Source organism: Actinomyces ruminicola, assembly GCF_900103885.1.
Classification (GTDB): domain Bacteria; phylum Actinomycetota; class Actinomycetes; order Actinomycetales; family Actinomycetaceae; genus Actinomyces; species Actinomyces ruminicola.
The window spans coordinates 60,269-82,577 of the sequence record NZ_FNIM01000012.1 but is presented as its reverse complement, the minus strand read 5'-3'; the positions used below and the strand labels follow the sequence as shown (position 1 = coordinate 82,577).

At 70.1% G+C, this 22,309-nt stretch carries 21 protein-coding genes; 12 read left to right on the top strand and 9 right to left on the bottom strand.

Annotation, left to right across the window (positions count from 1 at the left end):
• Positions 1-43: 43 nt before the first annotated feature.
• The 7 genes from BLR49_RS09905 to BLR49_RS09875 all read left to right on the top strand — a co-directional run bounded on the left by BLR49_RS09905 (position 44) and on the right by BLR49_RS09875 (position 7,603).
• Complete coding sequence (locus BLR49_RS09905; protein ID WP_245690596.1) at positions 44-1,156, top strand: PhoH family protein; 1,113 nt, start codon at positions 44-46, stop codon at positions 1,154-1,156.
• Positions 1,153-1,611: an rRNA maturation RNase YbeY gene (gene ybeY, locus BLR49_RS09900; protein ID WP_092537175.1), complete on the top strand. Its 459-nt coding sequence runs from the start codon at positions 1,153-1,155 to the stop codon at positions 1,609-1,611. Before BLR49_RS09905 ends, ybeY begins: the two co-directional genes overlap by 4 nt.
• Positions 1,608-2,924: a hemolysin family protein gene (locus tag BLR49_RS09895; protein ID WP_092537172.1), complete on the top strand. Its 1,317-nt coding sequence runs from the start codon at positions 1,608-1,610 to the stop codon at positions 2,922-2,924. The genes ybeY and BLR49_RS09895 overlap by 4 nt, the downstream gene beginning before the upstream one ends.
• Before the next feature lie 19 nt (positions 2,925-2,943).
• Positions 2,944-3,954 (top strand): GTPase Era, encoded by a 1,011-nt coding sequence (gene era, locus BLR49_RS09890; RefSeq protein WP_092537204.1) that lies wholly within the window; start codon positions 2,944-2,946, stop codon positions 3,952-3,954.
• 11 nt (positions 3,955-3,965) lie between these two features.
• Complete coding sequence (locus tag BLR49_RS09885) at positions 3,966-5,843, top strand: alpha/beta hydrolase family protein (RefSeq protein ID WP_245690594.1); 1,878 nt, start codon at positions 3,966-3,968, stop codon at positions 5,841-5,843.
• Positions 5,844-5,925: 82 nt separating this feature from the next.
• Entirely contained in the window at positions 5,926-6,927 is a 1,002-nt protein-coding gene (locus tag BLR49_RS09880) for a hypothetical protein (protein WP_092537166.1), read from the top strand.
• Positions 6,920-7,603, top strand: coding sequence for an ABC transporter ATP-binding protein (locus BLR49_RS09875; protein ID WP_092537163.1), 684 nt, complete (start codon positions 6,920-6,922; stop codon positions 7,601-7,603). Before BLR49_RS09880 ends, BLR49_RS09875 begins: the two co-directional genes overlap by 8 nt.
• A gap of 26 nt (positions 7,604-7,629) precedes the next feature.
• Here the strand turns inward: BLR49_RS09875 and BLR49_RS09870 are convergent, their stop codons facing one another.
• The 3 genes from BLR49_RS09870 to BLR49_RS09860 are packed head-to-tail and all read right to left on the bottom strand — an operon-like array spanning position 7,630 to position 9,636.
• Complete coding sequence (locus BLR49_RS09870) at positions 7,630-7,854, bottom strand: helix-turn-helix transcriptional regulator (protein ID WP_092537160.1); 225 nt, start codon at positions 7,852-7,854, stop codon at positions 7,630-7,632.
• A gap of 1 nt (position 7,855) precedes the next feature.
• A complete protein-coding gene (locus tag BLR49_RS09865) occupies positions 7,856-8,707 on the bottom strand; it encodes an ABC transporter permease (RefSeq protein ID WP_092537157.1) in 852 nt (283 codons plus the stop codon).
• The gene (locus BLR49_RS09860) at positions 8,704-9,636 is read right to left on the bottom strand and encodes an ABC transporter ATP-binding protein (RefSeq protein WP_092537154.1); all 933 of its coding nucleotides are present in this window, start codon (positions 9,634-9,636) and stop codon (positions 8,704-8,706) included. The genes BLR49_RS09865 and BLR49_RS09860 overlap by 4 nt, the downstream gene beginning before the upstream one ends.
• A 332-nt stretch (positions 9,637-9,968) precedes the next feature.
• On the opposite strand from BLR49_RS09860, the gene leuA reads away from it, so the two are divergent.
• The 3 genes from leuA to uppS are packed head-to-tail and all read left to right on the top strand — an operon-like array spanning position 9,969 to position 13,341.
• Positions 9,969-11,747 carry a 2-isopropylmalate synthase gene (gene leuA, locus BLR49_RS09855; RefSeq protein ID WP_092537151.1) on the top strand — a complete coding sequence of 593 codons (1,779 nt, stop codon included), beginning with the start codon at positions 9,969-9,971 and terminating at the stop codon, positions 11,745-11,747.
• Positions 11,748-11,759: 12 nt separating this feature from the next.
• Positions 11,760-12,509: a DNA repair protein RecO gene (recO, locus tag BLR49_RS09850; RefSeq protein WP_092537148.1), complete on the top strand. Its 750-nt coding sequence runs from the start codon at positions 11,760-11,762 to the stop codon at positions 12,507-12,509.
• A 1-nt stretch (position 12,510) separates the two neighbouring features.
• Positions 12,511-13,341, top strand: a complete 831-nt coding sequence (gene uppS, locus BLR49_RS09845; protein WP_092537145.1) for a polyprenyl diphosphate synthase — start codon at positions 12,511-12,513, stop codon at positions 13,339-13,341.
• 56 nt (positions 13,342-13,397) lie between these two features.
• Here the strand turns inward: uppS and BLR49_RS09840 are convergent, their stop codons facing one another.
• Genes BLR49_RS09840 through BLR49_RS09825 form a run of 4 tightly spaced genes read right to left on the bottom strand, consistent with a single transcriptional unit; the run spans position 13,398 to position 16,630 of the window.
• A complete protein-coding gene (locus BLR49_RS09840) occupies positions 13,398-13,814 on the bottom strand; it encodes a Fur family transcriptional regulator (protein WP_092537142.1) in 417 nt (138 codons plus the stop codon).
• Positions 13,811-14,698 (bottom strand): metal ABC transporter permease, encoded by an 888-nt coding sequence (locus BLR49_RS09835; RefSeq protein WP_176760841.1) that lies wholly within the window; start codon positions 14,696-14,698, stop codon positions 13,811-13,813. Before BLR49_RS09835 ends, BLR49_RS09840 begins: the two co-directional genes overlap by 4 nt.
• 26 nt (positions 14,699-14,724) lie before the next feature.
• On the bottom strand, positions 14,725-15,591 hold the full coding sequence (locus BLR49_RS09830) for a metal ABC transporter ATP-binding protein (protein WP_092537136.1): 867 nt from the start codon (positions 15,589-15,591) through the stop codon (positions 14,725-14,727).
• Positions 15,592-15,622: 31 nt separating this feature from the next.
• Positions 15,623-16,630 (bottom strand): metal ABC transporter substrate-binding protein, encoded by a 1,008-nt coding sequence (locus BLR49_RS09825; protein ID WP_425425769.1) that lies wholly within the window; start codon positions 16,628-16,630, stop codon positions 15,623-15,625.
• A gap of 125 nt (positions 16,631-16,755) precedes the next feature.
• Here BLR49_RS09825 and BLR49_RS09820 point away from each other — a divergent pair, with 125 nt between their 5' ends.
• The gene (locus BLR49_RS09820; RefSeq protein WP_092537130.1) at positions 16,756-18,150 is read left to right on the top strand and encodes a glycine--tRNA ligase; all 1,395 of its coding nucleotides are present in this window, start codon (positions 16,756-16,758) and stop codon (positions 18,148-18,150) included.
• 139 nt (positions 18,151-18,289) lie between these two features.
• On the opposite strand, the gene BLR49_RS09815 is transcribed toward BLR49_RS09820, so the two are convergent.
• Positions 18,290-19,405, bottom strand: a complete 1,116-nt coding sequence (locus BLR49_RS09815) for a hypothetical protein (protein ID WP_092537126.1) — start codon at positions 19,403-19,405, stop codon at positions 18,290-18,292.
• Positions 19,406-19,705: 300 nt separating this feature from the next.
• Between BLR49_RS09815 and BLR49_RS09810 the strand changes: the two genes are divergently transcribed.
• Positions 19,706-20,944, top strand: a complete 1,239-nt coding sequence (locus BLR49_RS09810; RefSeq protein WP_245690592.1) for a YibE/F family protein — start codon at positions 19,706-19,708, stop codon at positions 20,942-20,944.
• A 6-nt stretch (positions 20,945-20,950) separates the two neighbouring features.
• On the opposite strand, the gene dusB is transcribed toward BLR49_RS09810, so the two are convergent.
• Positions 20,951-22,309: a tRNA dihydrouridine synthase DusB gene (dusB, locus tag BLR49_RS09805; protein WP_092537120.1), complete on the bottom strand. Its 1,359-nt coding sequence runs from the start codon at positions 22,307-22,309 to the stop codon at positions 20,951-20,953.

The following is a 22,309-nucleotide window of genomic DNA, read 5'->3' as shown; positions in this document are numbered from 1 at the left end:
GATGACGAAATCGCCCATCACACCAGTAGCCGCTACGGCGGCGATGACCTCCTCAACAACCAGCAACTTGACCGCTACCGATCAGACCAGCAACGCCGCCGGACCCGCCGACGTCACCCGTACCCTGGCCGTGCCCGACGACCTCGCCCCCGTCGCCCTGCTGGGCGCCCGCGACGAGGTGCTGCGCGCCGTCGAGCGCGGCTTCCCCGACGTCAACGTTCACGTGCGCGGCACCACCGTCACCGTCACCGGCCCCGCCGCCCGCGTGGATGTCGTGATCGTGCTGCTGTCCGAACTGATCGACATCGCCCGCGCCGGCACGCCCCTGACCGCCGACGCCGTCGACCGCGCCATCCTCCTCCTGGACGCCTCCGCCCGCCCGGCCGAGGTCCTCACCGACGAGGTCCTGACCACCCACGGGCGCTCCATCCGCCCCAAGTCGCTCGGCCAGAAGGCCTACACCGACGCCATAGAGAACTCCACCATCACCTTCGGCATCGGTCCGGCCGGCACCGGCAAGACCTACCTGGCCATGGCCAAGGCCGTCGACGCCCTGGCCCGTCAGCGGATCTCCCGCATCATCCTCACCCGCCCGGCCGTGGAGGCGGGGGAGAACCTGGGCTTCCTGCCCGGCACCCTCACCGACAAGATCGACCCCTATCTGCGGCCTCTGTACGACGCCCTGCACGACATGCTCGACGCCGAGGCCCTGCCGCAGTTGATCGCCGCCGGCACCATCGAGGTCGCCCCGCTGGCCTACATGCGCGGGCGTACCCTGAACGACGCCTTCATCATCCTGGACGAGGCACAGAACACCAGCCCCGAGCAGATGAAGATGTTCCTCACCCGCCTCGGCTTCGGCTCCAAGATGGTCATCACCGGGGACGTATCCCAGATCGACCTGCCCGGCGGGCGCCCCTCCGGGCTGCAGGTGGTGCGCCGCATCCTCGACGGCCTGGACGACATCAGCTTCTGCGAGCTGACCGCAGCCGACGTGGTGCGCCACCGGCTCGTTGGCCAGATCGTCGACGCCTACGCCCGCTACGACGCAGACCGTGCCGAACACGCCGACCGGTCCGGAGCCGCCCCGGCAGCCCGCCGCGCCGGCCCCCGCCGCCGCACCCCCTCCGAATTCCGAGACAGGAACCGCCCATGACCACCGAGGTCGTCAACGAGACCACCACCCCCATCGACGCCGCCGAGTTCGCCGCCCTGGCCGACCACGTGCTGTCCGCCATGCACGTGAATCCCTTGGCCGAGCTCAACATCCTGTTCATCGACCCCGAGCCCATGGCCGAGCTTCACCTGCGCTGGCTCGACCTGGAGGGGCCCACGGACGTGATGAGCTTCCCCATGGACGAGCTGCGCCCCGGCACCGCCGAGAACGAGACCCCGCCGGGCACGCTGGGCGACGTGGTGCTGTGCCCGCAGGTGGCCGCGAAGCAGGCCCTGGAGGCCGGTCACAGCGCCGTGGAGGAGATGCTGCTGCTGACCGTCCACGGCATCCTGCACCTGCTCGGCTACGACCACGCCGAGCCGGAGGAGAAGCGGGAGATGTTCGACCTCCAGCGCAGGCTGCTGCTGACCTTCCTGGCGGAGCGGGGCAAGTGACCACCGCTCCCGCCGCGCTGCTCCTGATCACCGGCGTGGTCGTCCTCGGCTTCGGGGCGGTGCTGTCGGCGGGGGAGGGGGCCCTGACCCACATGACCCGGGCCGCCGCCGAGGACCTGGCCGAGGCCGGACGCCGTGGCGCCGGCCGCGTGGTCTCCCTGACCGCCAAGCGCAACCAGGTGCTGGGCGCCATCGTCGGCCTGCGCGCCGGCGTCGACATGCTCGCCGCCGTGCTGATCACGCTGGCGGTCGCGGGCTGGTTCCGCCAGTGGTGGCAGGTGCTGCTGGTTGCCGCCGGGGCGAACCTGGTGCTGCTCGGGCTGCTGGTCGGCATCTCCCCGCGCTCCGCGGGACGCCGCAATCCCGCCGGCACCCTGCTGGCACTCGCCGGCGTTCTGGAGAAGGTCTATGCGCTGGGAGCACCCTGGCGGTGGGTGGAGTCGAGGTTCGGACACTCCTCCACCCTTACCGACGCCGAGGTGCGCGCCGAGATCACCGAGGACCTGCGCGAGATGATCGACGAGATCGGCGACTCCGAGACCATTGAGGACGAGGACCGCGAGATGCTGCGCAGCGTGGTCGAGCTCGGCCAGACCCTCGTGCGCGAGGTCATGGTGCCCCGCACCGACATGGTCACCATTGATGAGCACAAGCCCGCCTCCGCCGCCATGCGCCTGTTCATCCGCTCCGGCTACTCGCGCGTGCCCGTGATCGGGGAGGACGCCGACGACGTGCGCGGCATCCTCTACCTCAAGGACGTGCTGCGGCGCCTGTCCGACCACCCCGAGCACGGGGAACGCCCCGTGTCCGCGTTCGTGCGCGAGGCCGTCTACGTGCCCGAGACCAAGCTCGCCGACGACCTGCTGCGGGAGATGCAGCTCGGCCACTTCCACATCGCGCTGGCCGTGGACGAATACGGTGGCATCGCCGGCCTGGTCACCCTGGAGGACCTGCTGGAAGAGGTCGTCGGCGAACTCACCGACGAGCACGACCACGCCGAGCCGGTGGCCGAGGACCTCGGGGACGGCACCTTCCGGGTGCCCGTCCGCCTGGGCCTGGACGCCCTCGGCGAGCTCTTCGACCTGGAGATCGAGGACGACGACGTCGACACCGCCGGCGGCCTGCTCACCAAGGCCGTGGGCCGGGTGCCGCTGCCCGGCGCCAGCGGCGACGTGCAGGGCATCCACCTGGTGGCCGAGGAGGCCACCGGCCGCCGTCGACAGGTCGCTACCCTGCTGGCCTCCCGCAGTGACACCGGCCCCACCGCAGCGACCCCGGCCGCCCCCGACCAAATCGAAGACTCCGAGGAATGAGGCACAAGCGATGACCAACATGACCGACGCCGACGGCTTTCCCATCCTGCCCGACGACCCGGATACCGACGTCGACGACCCCGCCCGCGCACCGATCGCCGTGCCCGACTACCCCGAGGACTTCCGGGCCGGCTTCGTCTGCCTGCTCGGCCGCCCCAACACCGGCAAGTCCACCCTGACCAACGCGCTGGTCGGCACCAAGATCGCCATCACCTCCGGGCGGCCCGAGACCACCCGCCACAATGTGCGCGGCGTGGTCAGCCGGCCAGACTCTCAGCTGGTGCTGGTGGACACCCCCGGCTTCCACCGCCCCCGCACCCTGCTCGGCAAGCGCCTGAACGACCTGGTGCGCGAGACTCTAGCCGGGGTGGACGTCATCGCCTTCTGCATCCCCGCCGGCGACAAGATCGGCCCCGGCGACCGCCTCATCGCCCGGGAGCTGGCCGACCTGGGCAAGCCGGTCGTCGCCGTCGTCACCAAGACCGACACGGTCTCCCGCCCCAAGCTGGCCCAGCAGCTCCTGGCAGTCAGCGAGCTCGGCGACTGGGCCGACATCGTGCCCGTATCCGCCCTCAAAGGGGAGCAGATCGACGTCCTGCAGGAGGTGCTGACCTCCCACCTGCCGCCCTCCCCACCCCTGTACCCCACCGACTCCGTCACCGACGAGCCCCAGGCCGTCATGGTCGGCGAGCTGGTGCGCGAGGCCGCCCTCGAGCGCCTGCGCGACGAGCTGCCGCACTCCCTGGCCGTCGTGGTCGACGAGATCGTCGACCCGGCCACCGCCGAGCACGCCGGCCGCATCAAGGGCACCGGGAACCGCCTGCAGGTGCGCGTCAGCCTGCTGGTCGAGCGCGACTCGCAGAAGGCCATCGTCATCGGCCGGGGCGGGGCGAATCTCAAGGCAATCGGCACCGAGGCCCGCCGCGGCATCCAGCAGCTCCTGGGCCGCAAGGTCTACCTCGACCTGCATGTGCGCACCCTCAAGGACTGGCAGTCCGATCCAAAGGCCCTCGCCAAGCTCGGATTCTGAAGCCCCCGCCTATGCACCCGCTCCCCGACTCCCACAACCGGCCCGAACGCGAGACGCGTCGCGAGCGCCCTAAGGCTCTCCTGCCCCGCCGTGTAGGGCCCAAGCGGCAGCCCGCACGCATTACCAGGGCTGAATTGCGCTCCGGCTGGGCCTGGCTGCGCGAGTTCCCCCACCGCGCCTGGGTGCTGCTGGCCTGGCTGTGGCGCACCGAGCGGCGCCGCACCCTGATCGTGCTGGCGGCCGCCATCGGCGTCGCCGCGTTCATGGGGCTGCTCGGGACCGGCGGCCGCGAGATCTGGGAGATCCTGCTCACCCTCGCTCTGGGCGCCCTGGTGCTGGCGGTATCCACCGACCACCGCATCATCGGCGGCGTCGTGGTCACGGTTCTCGCCCTCAGCCTCGTCGGCACGCTCGCCGGGCCGCGCTGGAACCCCCAGCCGGTCACCGACTCCCTCACCCCGGTCACCGCCGACACCACCATCGGCGGGACGGTCGCGACCGCCGCCGTCGGCACCTACGAGTTCGAGACCACCACCATCACCATCACCCAGGCCGACGGCGAGGAGGTTCCCGCCCTGCTGCGCCGCCCGATCGGCGTCGAGGGGGACACACCCGGCGTCGTCTTCATGCACGGCGCCGGCACCCACGGCATCTGGGGCTTCACCGAGCAGGGCGAGGCCCTAGCCTCCGCCGGCGTCACCACGCTCGTGCCCTCCAAGCCCATGGAGGACTACTCGACGACCGAGCGCAACTACCTCACCATGGCCGCCGACTACCAGCGCAGCCTCGACTACCTGATCGCCCTGGACGGCGTGGACAGCGAGGCCGTCGGCATCTACGGAGAATCCGAGGGCGCCATCCCCGGGGTGGTGCTGACCGCCGAGGACGACCGCGTGGCCTTCCTCATTCTGGCCAGCGCCCCCGTGGTGCGGCTGCGCGAGCAGGCGGCGCTCGCCGTAGACACCTACATGCGCAATGTCGGAGTGCCCGAGGCCATGCTCACCCTGATCCCGCGAGTGCTCGGCTCCGCGAGGATCCCCGGCGGCGGCTTCGAGTACGCCGACTTCGACTCCGTGGCCTACCTGGAGACCATCTCCGTTCCCATCCTCATGCTTTACGGCACCGCCGACGCCTCCATGCCCCTGGTGCAGGGGCCGACCACGGTCTGGAACGCCCTGCAGACGGGCGGCAACGATCAGTTCACCGTCCGCTACTACGACGGCGCCAACCACGGCCTCAAACTCGGCATCACCACGGACGGTTCCCTCGCCCCGGGAGTGACCCGCGACCTGTCCCGCTGGGTGGCGGGCCTGCCGGAGACCGCCGACGCCGAGCCCCACGTAGCCGGCGCCACCCCCACCCAGGCGTACTGGGCGCAGACGCCCGACCCCACCCGCTGGTACGCCTCCGGGGACCTGATGCTGGCCACCCTCATCGTCGGCTTCGGGCTGATGGTGCTGGCGGGACTCGTCTGGCTGCTCGGCCAGGGGCCGCGGCTGCGCGGTCGCCGCGGCCTGCACCTGCCCGACCCCATCGGCCGCTGGGCCGTGTCCCTGTGCCTGAGCGTGACCGCGGCCTGGGTGCTGTACGTGGTCTACATCCTTGGTGTGGCCTCCCTGGCCACCAGTTACCGCACCAACCACCTGTTCTCCTACGGCGGCTGGGTGGTGGTCCAGCTGGTGGCGGTGCTCGCCGTCGTGATGCTGGTCAAGGTCGTCTACCGCGCCCGGCTTATGCGGGCGGCGGCGCACGCCGCCAACCGGGAGCGCGGTGAGAAGGGCCGCTGGCTCACCATCCCCGCGGCGGGGGTGCTCACCGCCGTACTGATCGGCGCCGCCGTGCTGCTGGTGGCAATCGCCTACTGGGGCCTGTTCCCCATGCTGGTATAGGTGCCTCCGGACGGGGAGGAGGATGCACCCTTGAGAGCGCTTACGCCTGATAGGCGTCGTTTGCAGGCTGCGACGCCCCGGCGTGGTCTTGACCCGCGCGGTGCGCTCGCTGATGGTGGTGCTGGTCTGCGTCTTGGTCTGGGCTGCCACTTGGGGCGCAGTCATGGTGACCGGGGGTATTTCCCAGTCGCTGACGGTGGCGGGAATCGCCGTGGTTGTCGCGGTGATGAACGCATCGGTTTTGCTGCGGGATCTCGATCCCATCAGGCGTGGGGCGCTGCGTTACTACGGATTCACCGGGACGGATTTCTGTGTGCTGTACGCAGTCATGTCCCTGCCGCTGACGGTGTTGGAGGCCGCGTGCGGAATGCTCGCACTGGGCTTCCCGGAATGGTCCGACGCGAGCCGCTTCGGTCTGTTGCTGGCGGCGTGGACGGTGACGACGGCGCTGGTGACGGTTGCCGTGGACTGGCTTGGACGCGTCGGCATTGCACCTGGGCTCCCAATGCTGCGTCTAAGGCTGCGGATTGGTGGCGGGCCGCGGAACCGCATCGCTTCGCTGCGCATGGTCTACCTGTGTTCGGCCTCCTGGTTGCCGCCGATTCTGGTGGCAGCTGTGGGCGTGGTGATCGCATACGCGCTGGGACGCTTCGGTCAGTCGGCCTCCGTCGGCGTGTTCGTCGCGGGCGGCTACCTGGCTGCGACGGTGATCGGCGTTCTCGCCGAGGTCGATGACACGCCCGCGGCCCGCTATGCCAGGAGCCGCTACGCCGTCGCCGACGCGGAGTTGCGGCGAGTCAAGCTCACGCTGGCGCTGCCGCTGCTGGCCGCCGAATGCCTGGCGGCGGGCTCGCTCGGCGTGGTCGCCGGGGCCCGCACCGACGCCGTCCACCTGCTGGCGTGCCTGGTATACCTGCCGCTACTGGCGATGGCGCTGGCCGACGCCGCCACCGCCTACACCCGGCGGCATCGCATGCTGCCGGCCGCAGAGATCGGTGGGATGCTGATCGCGTTGACTCCGGGCCTGCCCCTGGTGCTGTTCCCACTCACCGCCCGCCTGTTGCGCAGGAGCGAACATGCTTGAAGTCATCGACGTACAGCGCCGCTACCGCAGCGGGCGCGGCACCGGGCCGCTGACCCTGGAGGTGGCAGCGGGGGAGGTGCTCGGTGTCGTCGGGCCCAACGGGGCGGGCAAGACCACGCTCTTCGGCGCCCTGTGCGGAGCGGACGACTTCCAGACCGGCACCGTCCGCCTGGACGGACGCGAGCTGGGGCGGCGCCTGCCCGCCGAGGCCTGTGGCTTCCTGCCCGAGCAAAGTCGGCTGTTCCCACAGCTTACCGCCCGTCAGGCGTGCCGCTTCGAGGCCGCCATGCGGGTCCTGGACCTGGACGACACTGCGCTGGAGGAGCAGCTGGACCGCTTCGGCTGCGCCGACTTCCGCGACACCGAGGTACGGCACCTGTCCCAGGGAATGACCCGCCGCCTGGGGATCGCCTGCGCCTTCCTCGGCACCCCGCGGGTGGTGGTGCTCGACGAGCCGCTCAACGGGCTCGACGTGGAGGGCGTGCTGCTGTTCCGACGCGCCCTGGCCGACTACCTGGACAGCGGCGGCATCGCCCTGATGTCCAGCCACATCCTCAGCGTGCTCGACGAGGTGTGCGAGCGGATGGTGCTGCTCAAGGACGGGCTGGTGGCCGCCACCGTGGACGTGCGCGAAGGCGGCGCCGAACGGGCCTACCTCGAGATCTTCGGGCACTGATCCAGTGTCAGCGGCGTTCCAAGCGGTCAGGTCAGGGGCGGGAACTCCTCCAGGGAGAACACCGACTCCACAGGCACGTCGAAATAGCGGGCGATGCGCAGCGCCAGGTACAGGGACGGCGCATACTCGCCGCGCTCCAGATAGCCGACCGTCTGGTAGTGGACGCCGAGCGCCTCCGCCAACTGCCGCCTGCTGACCCTACGGTCCGCGCGCAGCACGGCGATCCGGTTGTGAACGACCTCTCCGGACATCTCACAGCCCACTTTGGGAGCGGAGCTTCGACTGGGTGCGGCTCAGCCCGCCGATCGTCTCCGTGCGGAAGCTGCGGCGGATGACCGGCGGCACCAGCGCGAAGCCGACGACGACCCAGGCCAGCAGCACCCCGACGCCGAGCACCGGATGGAAGCTGCCGCCGATCTCCCAGGACGGATCGCCGACTAGAGTCCACCGGGTCAGGTGCCCGGACCAGTAGGTGGGCAGCAAAGCCTGAATCGCCTGGACCCAGGCCGGCATCGCTGAAACCGGATAGCAGAAGCCGGTCACAAGGAGTGCGCCGCAGATCAAGAAATTCACCATGAAACTGTAAATGCCACGTACGAATGCGCTGAGGATGAATCCGAGGGGCGCGCACGCCAGCGAGGCCAGTGCGGCAATGAGCAGGCAAAGCAGTGCGTTTCGGGGCGAGGGCATGGTGATATCGACGAAGACCGCGGCGCCCAGAAGGATCATTACCTGCATGACGACCACGAGTGCCACGGTGGACAGCGTCTTGCCGATCGCCCAGGTGAGCGGTCCGTGCGGAAGGATGCGCACCCGCAGTAGTGCGCCGCCGATGCGGTCGGTATAGGTCTCCCCGCCGATCTGCATCATGACGAGACTGGCGAAGCCGCCGACGGCGCTGGCCGCGAACATGGTGCCGAAGGCATTAGTGGAGTCTAATCCCTGGAGCGGGCCATCGTTTATCCGGGAGACGACCAATATGGCGGCCACTGTAAACAGGATAGACGCCGCTCCGGCTCCCATGAGGTTCGGTCGCAGATCGCCGTAGGCCTGACGTGCCGCCGCGCGCAGTACGGACAGGGGTAGGGAACGAGTGGGGGTCATGGTCTAGGCTCCTTGGCGGTGGTGGTTGCCGGATCGCTCTGGATGGTCAGGTGATCTATGCCGCTTTGCTCGGCCTCCGCGGGTTGGGAGACCAGGGCGAGGTAGGCCTCCTCCAAGGTGGGGCGGGTGACGGTCAACCCGCTGATCGCGTCCAGGTCCAGCTGCTGCAGGAAGCGCTCGGGGGACGCGGTGGCATGCACGTGGTGCTCGCCGTCCTGCATCCAGGTCACCTCTGCCTTCCTGCCGACGCGCTCGCGCAGCTCGGTGACGGGGCCGTCGGCAATGATCCTGCCTGCCGCCATAATGATCACCCGGGAGGCCAGGCGTTCGGCCTCGGACAGGTCGTGCGTGGTCATGAGCACTGTGGCATCGTCGTCGACGCGCTCCATGATCAGATCGTGCAGGCGCGCCTTGGAGGCGGGGTCCAATCCCGTCGTCGGCTCGTCAAGAATCAGCAGGTCCGGACGGCCCATCAGCGCCGCCGCGAAGTCAAGCGTGCGCCGCTGTCCTCCCGAGAGCCGGGACAGGCGCGAGCCCGCTTTGTCAGTCAGGCCGACGGCGTCGAGTACCTCGGCCACGTCGGCCACCTGCGCCGATGCCGTCAACTGCATGGAACGGATCCACTCCAACTGATCCTTGACCCGCCACTTGGCGTGATCGGACCAGTTCTGCTGCACCAGCCCGATCCGCGCCCAGAAGGCGGCGCCAGCGCGGCGCGGATCGGTGCCAAACACGCGGACGCTGCCCGTGCGCGGGCGCAGTGAGCCGAGCAGATTCTCCACCAAGGTGGTCTTGCCGACGCCGTTGGGGCCCAGCAGGCACACGACCTCGCCGGGATGCACCGTGAGGGTGACGTCGTGCAGCACCGGGAGCTTGCCGTAGGCGAAGTCGACGCCCCGGGCGGTGATGACGGGCGGGGCAGGGGACATGTCCGCTCCTTCCTGGTAGGTACGCTACTGAATATAGCAGATCTACTACATAATGCGTGCGTTGATGACGACTGTTGTGGCCGTGAGTCGCGAGAGGTGCTCGCCGTCGCGCCGTCCACACTGTGACCTGGCATGGCATTGCCGCCGATTCGGGGTACGGTGTCCCCGTGCGCGCGACCTGTGTCCGGGAGCGGAGCCTCCTGCTTAGTCGCCGCGGCGGGGCCTGACCAGGCCGGCACCCCGACCGCGGCTTACTTCGCGTAGCCAGCCACCCCGGCGCGCCGGGCCCCGGCGCCGGGAATCAGCAAACCCGCACAGGAGAACCCATACTCATGCGTACCGCCCGCCCCGCACCCCAGCAGCCCTCCGGCATGCCCTTCACCAAGTACCGGCCCTTCCTCGACACCGTCGACACCTCTCTGCCGGACCGCACCTGGCCGAACCAGCGCCTGACCCACGCCCCCCGCTGGCTGACCACCGACCTGCGCGACGGCAACCAGTCCCTCATCGAGCCCATGGGCCCGGACGCCAAGCGCGCCATCTTCGACCTGCTCGTGCGCATGGGCTTCAAGGAGATCGAGGTCGGCTTCCCCGCCGCCTCCCAGACCGACTACGACTTCGTGCGCTCCCTGGTGGAGGACGACGCCATCCCCGCCGACGTCACCATCTCAGTGCTCACCCAGTCCCGGGGAGACCTGATCGACCGCACCCTGGACGCCTGCGTCGGCGCCCCGCGCGCCACCGTCCACCTGTACAACGCCCTGTCCCCGCTGTTCCGGGAGGTCGTCTTCCGCATGGACCGGGACGATATCCGCGAGCTCGCCGTCGAGGGCACGCGCCAGGTCATGGCCCGGGCGGAGAAGGTGCTCACCGATGACACCATCTTCGGCTACGAGTACTCCCCGGAGATCTTCGTGGACACCGAGCGCGAGTACGCCCTGGAGGTCTGTGAGGCCGTCATGGGCGTGTGGCAGCCCGAGGGCGACCGCGAGATCATCCTCAACCTGCCCGCCACCGTCGAGCGCGCCACGCCCAACGTCTACGCCGACCAGATCGAGTGGATGAGCCGCAACCTCTCCCACCGCGACGCCGTGTGCCTGTCCATCCACAACCACAATGACCGCGGCTCCGGCATCGCCACAGCCGAACTGGGCATGCTCGCCGGCGCCGACCGCGTGGAGGGCTGCCTGTTCGGGCACGGCGAGCGCACCGGCAACGTCGACCTGGTCACCCTGGCGCTCAACCTCTTCAGCCAGGGCGTCGACCCCATGCTCGACCTGTCCGACATCGACGAGGTGCGTCGCGTCGTCGAGCAGTCCACCCAGATGGACGTGCCCCCGCGCACGCCCTACGCCGGCGAACTCGTCTACACCTCCTTCTCCGGCTCCCATCAGGACGCCATCAAGAAGGGCTTCGCCGCCCGCGCCGAGAAGGTCGCCGCCAAGATCGCAGGCGGCCTGAGCCAGGCCGAGGCCGAAGTGGCCGTGCCCTGGTCCATGCCCTACCTGCCCATCGACCCGCACGACGTCGGCCGCTCCTACGAGGCCGTCGTGCGCGTCAACTCCCAGTCCGGCAAGGGCGGGGTCTCCTACCTGCTGCGCACCACGCGCAACCTGGACCTGCCGCGCCGCCTGCAGATCGAGTTCTCCAACATCGTCCAGCGCCACGCCGACACCTACGGCGGCGAGATCGGCGCCGACGACCTGTGGTCGATCTTCGCCGACGAGTACCTGCCCGCCGCCTCCGCGCCCGGCGCCGACCTGCCCACCTGGGGCCGCTACAGCCTCAAGGGTGCCACCCTCACCTCCGTCGGCGACGACGAGTCCATCCTCACCGTCACCATCTCCGACGGCGACGAGCGCAAGCTGCTGACTGCCTCCGGCTCCGGCCCGCTCGACGCCTTCGTCACTGCCCTGGAGCAGACCGGTGTGCAGGTGCGCATCCTCGACTACGCCGAGCACGCGCTCAGCGAGGGTCGCGACGCCCGCGCCGCCTGCTACGTAGAGTGCGAGGTTGGCGGCCAGGTGCTGTGGGGCGTCGGCATCGACCCCTCCATCACCACCGCCTCCTTCAAGGCCGTCATCTCCGCCGTCAACCGCGCCATGCGCTGACCGGGGGCGCCGTTGGGGAACAGGCTCTACCGGGACGAGGCGATCGTCCTGCGCACCTACAAGCTGGGTGAGGCCGACCGCATCATTGTCATGCTCACCCGCGCCCACGGGCAGGTGCGCGCCGTCGCCAAGGGAGTGCGGCGCACCACCTCGCGCTTCGGCGCCCGCCTGGAGCCCTTCTCCATGATCGACGTGCAACTGCACGCCGGACGCAACCTGGACGTGGTTACCCAGGCGGAGACCATCGACCCCTTCGGCCGCGCCATTGCCGCGGACTACGCCATGTTCACCTGCGCCGAGACCATGGCGGAGACGGCCGAGCGTCTCACCCGCGACGACGGCGACCTGGGCACCACCGACTCCCCCCAGCAGTTCCTGCTGCTGTACGGGGCACTGTCCGCCCTGGCACGCCGCCGCCACGCCCCGGGGCTCGTGCTCGACTCCTACCTGCTGCGGGCCCTGGCCCTGGCCGGGTGGGCGCCGTCGTGCTACGACTGCGCCCGCTGCGGTGCCACCGGGCCCCACACCGCCTTCCACGTGCAGGCGGGAGGCGCCGTCTGCCCCGGCTGCCGGCCCGCCGGCGCCGTCGACGTCGAACCGGGCAGCATGGCCCTGCTCGGCGCCCTGCTCTCGGGCGACTGGGGGCTGGCCGACGCGTCCACTTCGCGCCAGCGCGCCCAAGCCTCCGGGTGCGTGTCCGCCTACCTGACCTGGCACCTGGAACGGCGCCTGCGTTCCCTCTCCCTCGTAGAAAGGGCCTGACATGCCTGACACGACGGACTCCGCCCCCGGCGGGGGTGCCGCCCCGGATCCGCGCCCGCTCGACGTCGTCCCCCTGCACCGCGAGGGACTCACCCCGCCGGCGCTGGACCCGGCGGCCGTGCCCGCACACGTCGCCTGCGTCATGGACGGCAACGGCCGCTGGGCCAATGCCCGCGGCCTGCCCCGCACCGAGGGGCACCGGGTGGGGGAGTCGACCATGATGGACGTGATCGCCGGCGCCGTCGAGCTGGGCGTCAAGGAACTGAGCGTCTACGCCTTCTCTACCGAGAACTGGAAGCGCTCACCCGCCGAGGTGCGCTTCCTGATGGGCTTCACCCGCACGGTGCTGCGCGCCCAGACCGACGATCTGCTGGAGTGGGGCGTGCGCGTGAACTGGGTGGGGCGCGAGCCGAAGCTGTGGAAGTCGGTGCTCAAGGAGGTGCGCCGCTCCGAGCGCATCACCGCCGGCAACGACACCATGGTGCTGAACATGTGCCTGAACTACGGCGGCCGGGCCGAGATAGCCGACGCCGCCCGCGCCATGGCCCGCGACGTGGAGGCGGGGCGGCTGCGGGCAGGGTCGATCAACGAGAAGACCGTGCAGCGCTACCTGTACTCCCCGCACATGCGGGACGTGGACCTGTTCATCCGCACCGGCGGGGAGCAGCGCACCAGCAACTTCCTGATGTGGTCCTCGGCCTACGCGGAGCTGTACTTCTCCGACCTGCCCTGGCCCGAGTTCGACCGCACCGAGCTGTGGCGCGCCTGCGAGGCCTACGCGCACCGGGAGCGCCGCTTCGGCGGCGCCGTCGACCGGGTCGCCGGCGCCTAAGCACCGCGGCGCTACTCCGACCGATCTCGGCACGTAACTTCTACCGATCTCGGCGGTTATCTGGAGCAGGCGGGGCACAGGCCGAAGAACTCCACCGTGTGCTCCATGTCGGTGTAGCCCTGTTCGGCCGAGACCCGCCGGATCCACTCCTCCAGTTCGCCGCCGGCCACCTCCACGGTGCGCCCGCACGAGCGGCACACGATGTGGTGGTGGTGCTCGTGGCGCTCGCACTCCCGGTACAGGGCCTCGCCGTCGGCGCTGCGGATCTGGTCGACCTCCCCGGCCTCGGCCATGGCGGTCAGGTTGCGGTACACGGTCGCCAGCCCCACCTTGGTGCCCTCAGCCTGCAGGGCGGCGTGAATCTGCTGGGCGGAGCGGAACTCGTTGGTGCGGGCCAGTATGTCGGCCACCGCGGCTCGCTGCCAGGTGGACCGATGCCGCGACGAATTGCCTCCGGCTGCATTCACACTCATGCACGCACCTCCTGCTCGCTGTGGTCGCTGACTTCCGAACGGTGCCGGTGCCTGCCGCGGATCGCACGTGCCAGGCCGCCCAACAGCGCGACGAGCGCGTAGGCTCCGACGAGGAGCACGACGATCATGGCCCCCGGCGAGGCGGCGAGGAAATAGGTGATCGTCAGCCCGGCCACGCAGGCGACCACGCCGATTCCCATCGCCAGGTGCATGGTGCGTCCGAAGGAGTAGGAGACCAGCTGGGCGATCGCCACCGGCACGATCATCACCGCCGACACCAGCAGCGCGCCCACCACCCGCATGGAGACCGAAACGGTCAGTGCCGCCACTACGGCCACCGTCACGTTCAGTACACCCGTGGGCAATCCGATGGCGCGGGCGAATTCCTCGTCGTGGCACAGGGCGAACAGGGGGCCGCGCAGGCCGAGCCCCACCGCCAGCACAACGGCGGCGAGCACCACCGTGAACCAGGTATCGGAGGCCGACACGGTCGCGATCGAGCCGAACAGGTAGCTGGTCAGGTTCGTCGTCGTCCCGCCGGCCAATTTGATGAGGATGACGCCGCCGGCGATGCCCCCGTAGAACAGGATCGCCAGGGCCACGTCGCCGCGCGTGCGGCCCCGGGCGCGGATGACCTCGATGAGCACGGCGCCGACCACGGAGGCGACGATGGCCCCCGGAATGGCCCAGGCATCGTGGGGGGTGACGTTCGCAGCGGCGCCGGCGATCCAGCCCAGCGCCACCCCGGTCAGGGCGATGTGGCCGATGCCGTCGCCCAGCAGTGCCAGGCCCCGCTGCACCAGGTAGGTGCCCACCACCGGCGCCGACAGCCCTACCAGCACCGCCACGATGTAGGCCCGCTGCATCAGCGGGCTGGCCAGCATCTGGCCGAGTGCGGTGATGAGGTCGCTCACTTCACTCCTCCTGCCTGCCGCACGGAAGTAGTCAGCACCGGAGCGTGGTGGGCGGCCGGCTCGGTGGCGCCGTGCTCATGCTCGTGCTCGCAGTCATCGGGGCGGTCGTGACCGAGCTCGTCGTGGCGGGCGTGGTCATGGGCGAGCTCGCTCTTCGGTCCGTCGAAAACCACCCTGCCCTCGGCCAGGACGACGGCGCGCTCGATGACGTCGCTCAGCTCACCCATCTCATGCAGGACGGTCAGCAGCGTCAGTCCCCGGCGGCGCAGGTCGGCCAGGGTGACGGCCAGGGACTCGCGGGAGGCGCGGTCGATGCCGGCCAGCGGCTCGTCGAGCAGCAGCAGCTCGGGGGAGCGCACCAGTGCCCGGGCGATCAGTACCCGTTGGGACTGGCCGCCGGAGAAGACCTGCACATGGTCCCGGGCGCGGTCGGCCAGGCCCACGGCGTCCAAGGCCTCCAGTGCCCGGCGTCGGGCACTCCGGCCGCGGTCGGCGAAGGGGCGCCCCGGCGAGAGTAGTCCGGAGCGGACCACTTCCAGTGCGGTGGCCGGCACACCCGAGGACGCCCCGACCCGCTGGGGAACGTATCCGACCCGCCCCCACGGCACCGTGCGGCGCTCGCGGGCGTCGTGCCCGAACAGCCGCACTGTGCCCGAGCGGACCGGCAGCAGCCCCAGGATCGTCTTGACCAGGGTGGACTTGCCCGATCCGTTGGCACCCAGCAGCGCGACCGACTCGCCCCCGTACACCGTCAGGTCGACCGCGTCCAGGATGAGGTTGGATCCGAGCACAACCGAGGCGTCATTCACTTCGATCGGTGGGGCGCTCGCGCGTGCGGGAACCGATGGCGATGTGGAGGTCATGAAGTCCTTCTGGCGATGATGGGAACCGTGATCACTGGCAGGATAGCGCGGTGCGCAGCTCCTGCAGGTTCGTGGACATGGCGTCGGCGTAGTCTCCGGAGGCAGGGGCGGACTCGATCGGGTCGAGCACGGCGGTGGTAGTGCCGGTCTCGGAGGCGAGTGCCTCGGCGGTCTTGGCCGAGACGAGCTCCTCGGTGAAGATCGTAGTGGTCCCAGTCTCCTGCACGATCTGCTTGACGGCCGCGAGCTCGGCAGGGCTGGGTTCGGACTCGGGGTCGATGCCGGATACAGATGCCTGGGTCAGCCCGTAACGGTCGGCCAGGTAGCCGAAGGCGGCGTGCGAGGTGACGAAGGTGGTGCGCTCGCACTGGGCCAGGCCCGTGGAGTAGTCGCTGTCCAGGCCGCTGAGGGTCTCGGTGAGGGCGGCCAGATTCGCCTCGTAGTCCGCCGCGTGGTCGGGGTCGGCCTGGGTCAGGGCGGTCTTGATCGCCTGCGCGGCGGACTGCATGCGCACGGGGTCGAGCCAGAAGTGTGGGTCGGCGGCGTCGTCGGAGTGGCCAGCGGCGTCGGCGTCCTGGGTGGCGGCCCCCGCGTCGTCCGCGTCCTGTGCGTCGCCGTCCTCGTGATCGTGTTCCACGCCGTCGTGATGGGTGAGATCGACCGCGTCGGACAGGTCTATAACGGTGGGGCCGGACACCTCCTTCAGGGCGTCGTCCAGGGACGGCTGGAATCCGGCCACGTAGGCCACCAGATCGGTTCCCGACAATGCGGTGACGTCCTTGGGGGCGAGTTCGTAGTCGTGCGGCTCCACATTGGTGGGCGTGACCGAGCTGACGGTCACGTGCTCGCCGCCGATGGCCTGCGTCAAGTACTGGATCGGGTAGAAGGAGGTGGCGACGGACAGGCCTTGCCCGCCGTCGGCGTCGCTGCCGGAGTCGGTGGAGCAGGCGGCCAACGGAAGACAGGCGAGTCCGAGCACGGCGGTGGAGATCGTGGCGAGTCCACGACGGCGGCGGGAAGAAACGTTCATGGGAACCATTTTCATCTCGTGGTGAGCGGATCGTCAAATCATGCGGCGTTGACCCGTAGACTGGCCCCCGTTCGTCCCACCGACCGCGTGCGGACAGTAGACGACATCAGCATCAGGACCTACGGAGAAACACAGTGGCAGCAACTCCCTCAACGCTCGACCGCGTCATCAACCTTGCCAAGCGGCGTGGTTTCGTCTTCCCCTGCGGCGAGATCTACGGCGGTACGCGCTCGGCCTGGGACTACGGGCCGCTCGGCGTGGAGCTGAAGGAGAACATCAAGCGCCAGTGGTGGCAGTACATGGTCCGCTCCCGTGACGACGTCGTCGGCCTGGACTCCTCCGTCATCCTGCCGCGCGAGACCTGGGTCGCCTCCGGGCACGTCGCCGCCTTCACCGACCCGCTGATCGAGTGCACCTCCTGCCACAAGCGGCTGCGCGAGGACGAGCTCCAGGAGGCCTACGCGGCCAAGCACGGGATCGACAACCCCGACACCGTCACCCTGGAACAGCTGGTGTGCCCAAACTGCGGCACCCGGGGCGCCTTCACCGAGCCCAAGGCCTTCTCGGGCCTGCTCAAGACCTTCCTCGGCCCGGTCGACGACGAGGCCGGCCTGCACTATCTGCGCCCCGAGACCGCCCAGGGCATCTTCATCAACTTCACCAATGTGATGAGCGTCGCCCGCAAGCGGCCGCCCTTCGGCATCGGCCAGGTGGGCAAGTCCTTCCGCAACGAGATCACCCCCGGCAACTTCATCTTCCGCACCCGCGAGTTCGAGCAGATGGAGCTGGAGTTCTTCGTTGAGCCGGGCACCGACGAGCAGTGGCACCAGTACTGGATCGACTACCGCAAGGCCTGGTACACCGACCTCGGCATCTCCGAGGACAACCTGCGCCTGTACGAGCACCCCAAGGAGAAGCTCTCCCACTACTCCAAGCGCACCGTCGACCTGGAGTACCGCTTCGGCTTCGTCGGCGGCGAGTGGGGCGAGCTGGAGGGCATCGCCAACCGCACCGACTTCGACCTGTCCACTCACGCCGAGCACTCCGGCAAGGACCTGTCCTACTTCGACCAGGGCAAGAACACGCGCTGGACCCCCTACGTCATCGAGCCGTCCGCCGGGCTGACCCGCTCGCTGATGGCCTTCCTCGTGGAGGCCTACACCGAGGACGAGGCCCCCAACACCAAGGGCGGGGTGGACAAGCGGGTGCTGCTGCGCCTGGACCCGCGCCTGGCTCCGGTCAAGGCCGCCGTTCTCCCGCTGAGCCGCAAGGAGGAGCTGACCACTCCCGCGCGCGAGCTGGCCGCCCGGCTGCGCCGCAGCTGGAACGTCGAGTACGACGACGCCGGCGCCGTGGGCCGCCGCTACCGCCGCCAGGACGAGGTCGGCACCCCCTTCTGCATCACCTACGACTTCGAGTCGCTGCAGGACGGCGCGGTCACCGTGCGCGAGCGCGACACCATGGCCCAGGAGCGCATCCCGCTCGAGGGCGTGGAGCGCTACCTGGCCGAGCGCCTGGTGGGCTGCTGAGCGCGGCGCGTCTTATGACCCCGGTGGCACTGCACGACCTTGGGGTACAGATCACGACCACCCGGGGGTCGTGGAACGTACCCCAAGGTCGTGATTTGCAGGAGGCGGGACGATTCGGGTGCGGCTGCTGACGGCTCGCTCAGCGACGGCGTATCCCCAGCATCGACCCCTCGCGCAGTCCGGACTCCAGGCTAGTCCCGGGCCACAGCAGATCGCGGTTGGGCCTGAGCGAAGCGACAGCTCCGGCGGGGAAGGCCGCGAGAACCTTGTCGGCCAGTGCACGCAGATCGCGGAACTCGCCGTAAGTCACGCGAACAAGGCGCCACCCCATCGCCTGGATGGAGTCCTGACGCAGCTTCTCCTGCCAGGCGTCCTCACGGGTGCTGTACTTGAGGCGCCCGTCCACCTCGATGACGATCCTGTAGTCGGGCCAGCACAGATCGACCCACCACCTATTCGCGCCGGTGTCTATCCGGTACTGCACCTGGGCCGGCACGACTCCGAGCACGAGCGTCAGCCAGCGCATGACGGACTCACCCGGCGAATCGGCCAGTGGCGTCGCCGCGCTCAGTACGGCGCGCGCCTGGGCGATACCGCGCCTGCGGGGTGAGCGTCGCAGCCACTCCTGCCAGGTGTCCCGGGCCCTCTCCTCGGCATCCGCGAACGCGTGGCGGTCGCCCGGCTGCGATCGGCAGTACAAGCGCAGTGCGGCATCCGCGATCGACAGGGCGTTGTGTGCGGGCTCGTCAAAGGCACAGTCGAAAGCGGTACGCAGCACAGTGGTGACCGGGACTCCGCCGACTACGGTGACCTCTTCCTCGGACAGGTCCAGCTGGCGCCGCCAAAGCATGATCTGGCGGCAGTAGAAGTCCTCGTGCGCATTCGGGCGGGGCGGCCCCGAGGGCGGCACGCTGATCAGCGGCAGTCGCATGCCGACCTGCTTGGGGGTGCTGGGGACCGCCAGGTACACGTCCGGCTCCTGCGTCATCATCGGCAGGCCGAGGACTAGCGCTGCGGAAGTGTGGGTGAGGCAGCGCGCGGACCGGTGCGCGGTCTGCGCGGTTATAGCGCGCGCCAGCGCCAGGGTGTATCGGTGCTGCCAGCGCTTGGCATCCGGAGTGGGAACCCAACGAATGCCGGGAGCCAGTCGCAATGTCGAATCGAGGACGCCCGCGCCGGTTCGGGCACTGCGCCCGGAGCGGACCAGGACGGGGAGCAGGCTGCGGTCGAGCGGCTGATGGAGCGGGGAGGACATGCCTTGAGCATCCGCCGCGGGTCGATTGGGAGCCACCTCGGAGGCTTCCACCTGTGGATCGGATGGTGCCTGGGCTGCTTCGAACGCCGCCTGTGGACTTCGGCGTCCGTGAGGGCCTCCGGGTTTTCGCTGCGCTCCGCGACCCCGGTGGCACTGCACGACCTTGGGGTACGTTCCACGACCCCCGGGTGGTCGTGATCTGTACCCCAAGGTCGTGATTTGCGGGATGAGGTGCCGATGGGTCGGCCAGTGCCTGCGCGGCACCCGTGCTCCGGCGCCGACGACGGGCATGATGGCCGCGTGAACGACGAGACGACGCCGACCGCCGCCCCGACTCCGCACCACCACTCCGGGCCCCTTGACCTGGATGCGGTCGAGGCCCGGCGGGTGCGCCTGGTACTGGCCGCGATCGTCCTGCCCCTGGTGGCGGCTACGCTCATCGGCCTGATCGTGTTGTGGCCGGGCGGGAGCTCACTGGTCGGCTCCCAGTCCTTCACGGCAGAAGGCGCCACGCTCGAGTCCGCCACCATCACCTCCCTGGATTCCTCCGCCTGCGCCGATGCCACCGACGCGCTGGTGGGGGTGTCCAACGACGCTCTGCTGGCCGACGCCGTCTGCGCCGAGATCACCTCTGGCGACGGCGCGGGGCTGATCATGCCGGTGCACATCCCGGCCGAGTCCCTGACCGCGGCCGACGTCGGCGACCACCTGCAGGTGATGTACACGCCCGCCGCACTGGCCTCCGGCACCCCCTACGTGTTCGTCGACTACGCCCGCCAGGTGCCGGTTGCCGCGTTGGCGGTGGTGTACCTGGTGCTCGTCGTCGCCGTCGCCGGGCGCAAGGGGGCGCTCAGCGTGCTGGGCCTGCTGCTGGCCACGGCCGTACTGCTCGGCTTCATGATCCCGGCGCTGCTGGACGGCGCCTCACCCATGTGGGTGACGCTGGTAGGCGCCTCGGCCATGATGCTGCTGGCCGTATACGTCGCCCACGGCATCTCCGTGCGCACCACCACCGCGCTGTTGGGCACCTTCGCCGGCGTGGTCATCACCGTGCTGCTGTCCCTGTGGGGTGTGGGAGCCGCCAACCTGACCGGCGCCACCGAGGAGACCGCCCTGACTCTGACGGCCATGGTCGGCGGCATCAACCTGCAGGCACTGCTGACCTGCGGCATGGTGGTGGCGGCCCTGGGCGTCCTCAACGATGTGACCATCACCCAGGCCTCCGCCGTTTGGGAGCTGCACGCCGCCAACCCCGCCCTGGGCCGCGCTCGCCTGTTCACCGGGGGCATGCGGATCGGCCGCGACCACATCGCCTCCACCGTGTACACCCTCGCCTTCGCCTACGCCGGCACCGCCCTGCCGCTGATCCTGTCGGCCTCCCTGATCGACCGGTCCTTCGCCGCCACGCTCCTGTCCGGGGAGATCGCCGAGGAGGTCGTGCGCACCCTGGTGTCATCCATCGGATTGGTGCTGGCCATTCCGGCGACGACGGCGATCGCCGCGGCCCTGTGCCGCACCGGCGAGCCGACCGGTCGGTAGTCCCGCTCAGCCGCCGGAGACGTCCAGTTCGGCGTCGGCCAGCAGTGCCCGATCCGCCTCGCCCAGGCGGGGGGAGTCGAGCCAGCCGTCGGGCAGATGCGGCGCGCGCGGGTTGCCGGCCCGCCCCCGCGGCCCCTCGGCCGCCGCTCCCGGGAAGGGCACGTCCTGCGGCAGCCGCTGCCGCATGCGCGCCAGGGCGGCGTCGAGCTCGGCGAGGCTGGACACGCGCATCAGCTCGGCGCGCGCCGACCCGCCCACCGGATAACCCTTTAGGTACCAGCCGATGTGCTTGCGCAGGTCGCGCACGCCTCGCTCCTCTCCCAGCTCCGCGGCCAGCAGCCGCCCGTGCTCCTTGATGACCGCAATGACGGCGTCCAGGTCGGGCCGGGTGCGCTCGGCCCGACCGTGCATGGCCGAGACGATGTCGGCGAACAGCCACGGGCGCCCCTGACAGCCGCGCCCCACCACGACGCCGTCGCAGCCGGTCGCGTCCAGCATCGCCACGGCGTCGTCCCCGCTCCACACGTCCCCGTTGCCGAGTACCTGCAGCTTCGTGGCCGCCTTGAGCCGGGCGATCTGCTCCCAGCGGGCCTTGCCGGAGTAGTGCTGCCGGGCGGTGCGCGCGTGCAGCGCCAACGCCGCGATTCCGGCGTCGGCGGCGATGCGGGCCGCATCCAGAAAGGTCTCGTGGGCGTCGTCGATCCCCAGACGCATCTTGACCGTCACCGGCACCTCGCGCTCCCGTCTGGTGGCGGCCGCGGCGGACTGGCAGGCCTGCACCGCCGCGCGCATGATCGCCTCCAGCAGGTCGCGCTTCCACGGCAGGGCGGCGCCCCCGCCCTTGCGGGTCACCTTGGGAACGGGGCAGCCGAAGTTGAGGTCGATGTGGTCGGCCAGGTCCTCGGTCACCAGGATCCGCACCGCGGCCGCGACCGTGGCCGGATCCACCCCGTACAGTTGGATGGACCGCACCCGCTCCGTGGGGTCGGTGCGCACCATCGCCAGGGTCTTGGCATTGCGCTCTACTAGCGCCCGGGTGGTCACCATCTCGGTGACGTACAGTCCGGCGGGCGCCGCCAGCCCGCCGTCGGCGGTGGGAACCGGACCCTCATGCGCCGGGCGCAGCGCCTCGGGCAGTGCCCGCTCCCCGTAGCGGCGGCACAGGCGGCGGAACGACGCGTTGGTCACCCCCGCCATCGGTGCGAGCACCACTGGCGTGGCGATCTCCAGCGGGCCGATGCGCAGCGGCGGAGCGGCGGGACTGCGCCGACCTGTCTGCGTGGGGGAGGGGTACGCCGGAGCGGGCAGGTCGGTCAGCGGCGGGAGCGGGTCGGGCGATGCGGTCACCGGCACATGCTGGCACAT

Excerpts from the sequence above, each read along its gene's own strand:
- BLR49_RS09865 (WP_092537157.1), bottom strand. The coding sequence starts at position 8,707 with ATGACCCCCACTCGTTCCCTACCCCTGTCCGTACTGCGCGCGGCGGCA.
- BLR49_RS09835 (WP_176760841.1), bottom strand. The coding sequence starts at position 14,698 with ATGCTGGCCAGCCCGCTGATGCAGCGGGCCTACATCGTGGCGGTGCTG.
- BLR49_RS09825 (WP_425425769.1), bottom strand. The coding sequence starts at position 16,630 with ATGGTTCCCATGAACGTTTCTTCCCGCCGCCGTCGTGGACTCGCCACG.
- BLR49_RS09875 (WP_092537163.1), top strand. The coding sequence starts at position 6,920 with ATGCTTGAAGTCATCGACGTACAGCGCCGCTACCGCAGCGGGCGCGGC.
- BLR49_RS09815 (WP_092537126.1), bottom strand. The coding sequence starts at position 19,405 with ATGTCCTCCCCGCTCCATCAGCCGCTCGACCGCAGCCTGCTCCCCGTC.
- leuA (WP_092537151.1), top strand. The coding sequence starts at position 9,969 with ATGCGTACCGCCCGCCCCGCACCCCAGCAGCCCTCCGGCATGCCCTTC.
- BLR49_RS09830 (WP_092537136.1), bottom strand. The coding sequence starts at position 15,591 with ATGACCTCCACATCGCCATCGGTTCCCGCACGCGCGAGCGCCCCACCG.
- BLR49_RS09860 (WP_092537154.1), bottom strand. The coding sequence starts at position 9,636 with ATGTCCCCTGCCCCGCCCGTCATCACCGCCCGGGGCGTCGACTTCGCC.
- uppS (WP_092537145.1), top strand. The coding sequence starts at position 12,511 with ATGCCTGACACGACGGACTCCGCCCCCGGCGGGGGTGCCGCCCCGGAT.
- dusB (WP_092537120.1), bottom strand. The coding sequence starts at position 22,309 with ATGTGCCAGCATGTGCCGGTGACCGCATCGCCCGACCCGCTCCCGCCG.
- ybeY (WP_092537175.1), top strand. The coding sequence starts at position 1,153 with ATGACCACCGAGGTCGTCAACGAGACCACCACCCCCATCGACGCCGCC.
- BLR49_RS09905 (WP_245690596.1), top strand. The coding sequence starts at position 44 with ATGACCTCCTCAACAACCAGCAACTTGACCGCTACCGATCAGACCAGC.
- BLR49_RS09885 (WP_245690594.1), top strand. The coding sequence starts at position 3,966 with ATGCACCCGCTCCCCGACTCCCACAACCGGCCCGAACGCGAGACGCGT.
- era (WP_092537204.1), top strand. The coding sequence starts at position 2,944 with ATGACCGACGCCGACGGCTTTCCCATCCTGCCCGACGACCCGGATACC.
- BLR49_RS09840 (WP_092537142.1), bottom strand. The coding sequence starts at position 13,814 with ATGAGTGTGAATGCAGCCGGAGGCAATTCGTCGCGGCATCGGTCCACC.
- BLR49_RS09870 (WP_092537160.1), bottom strand. The coding sequence starts at position 7,854 with ATGTCCGGAGAGGTCGTTCACAACCGGATCGCCGTGCTGCGCGCGGAC.